Annotated in this window: 1 protein-coding gene; it reads right to left on the bottom strand. The window is 39.7% G+C overall.

Translation table 11 applies throughout. The annotated features are described in order from the left end of the window. Positions 1-49: 49 nt before the first annotated feature. Positions 50-1,222, bottom strand: a complete 1,173-nt coding sequence (locus ESP02_RS13110) for an IS256-like element IS1542 family transposase (RefSeq protein WP_002323245.1) — start codon at positions 1,220-1,222, stop codon at positions 50-52. Between the last annotated feature and the right edge of the window lie 98 nt (positions 1,223-1,320).

Genomic DNA, 1,320 nt, shown 5'->3' with positions numbered 1-1,320 from the left:
TCAAGTCCATAATCCTGTGTAAAATACTATACAATGTTTTACCGGTCTCTCATTGATCAAACTTAATATATTTTCTTGTAGAACTGAGCCATTCGTCATGAAGGTCCATAAGGACAGCTCCAATTAATCGATTGGCAGACGTTCGGTTGGGAAAAATCCGAATAATCTTTTCTCTTCTGCGGACTTCCTGGTTCAGTCGTTCAAGAAGGTTGGTGCTTTTTAGCCGATTATGACTATTTCCGATAACCGTGTATTGAAAGGCATCTTCGAAGCCATTATCCAATATTTCGCAGGCTTTTGTATATTTAGGCTGGTCGATATATTCACCGACTAAGGCATTCTTAGCTGTTCGAGCGAGTTCAATATCCGTAAACTTAAAGATCGCTTTTACTGCTTCTCTAAACGGTTTTGAATTCTTTTTTGGAATGGAACTGAAGATGTTTCTTAAAAAATGGACCTGGCATCTCTGCCAACTTGCGTTGGTAAATGACTTACGAATCGCAGACACTAGGCCTTTATGGGCATCAGAAATGATGAGTTCTGTCCCCTTTAGGCCGCGTTCTTTTAAGTATTCAAAGAAGATGGACCATGTGTCATCACTTTCTTCATTTTGAATCATGAAGCCAATGATTTCACGGTCGCCACCTTCTGTTATCCCGATCGCAATATGGCAGCTTTTAGAAAGCACTCGATGGTCCTCACGGACTTTTATGTAGAGAACATCAGTCATCAGATAAGGATAATTCGTACCTGAGAGTGAACGGTTCTGCCATTCGTTGACCATCGGGTCTAACTGCTCAGTCAGGCTAGAAACAAAAGATTTCGATACAGATTTTCCACATAGCTCTTCAACAATCTTTGAAACTTTACGTGTCGAAACGCCCGAAACATACATCTCAAGCATTGAAGCGAGCAGTGCCTTTTCATTTCGCTGATAACGCTCAAACACCGTCGGTGAAAATTCACCATCACGTGTTCTAGGCACTTTTAATTCGAGTGTACCCACACGAGTCGTAAAGTCTCGCTCATAATAGCCATTTCTTTGACTCTGACGACTTTCTGAACGTTCATAGTCATCGGCTTGAATATATTCTGTTCGTTGATTTTCCATCAATTGGTTGAAAACAGTGGTTAAAATATTTTTAGAAACATCATCTTTTACCGAATGTTCAATAATACTTTGAACCTCTTCGTTGTTCAGTGTAAAATGTACTTGGGTCATGTAACGTCCTCCTGGGTATGTTTTTGTGGTTAAAAACATTGTACCGTAAAAGGGCTGTTACATGGCCTTTTATCTTTTACACAATTATATGGACTTTA

This window comes from Enterococcus sp. NBRC 3427 (genome assembly GCF_007996925.1).
Lineage (GTDB): Bacteria > Bacillota > Bacilli > Lactobacillales > Enterococcaceae > Enterococcus_B > Enterococcus_B lactis.
Note: the sequence above shows the minus strand (reverse complement) of the source record. Positions and strands in the feature narration are given on the sequence as shown.

Bases quoted from the DNA above. Each gene is read 5' to 3' on its own strand.
- ESP02_RS13110 (WP_002323245.1), bottom strand. From the start codon at position 1,222: ATGACCCAAGTACATTTTACACTGAACAACGAAGAGGTTCAAAGTATT.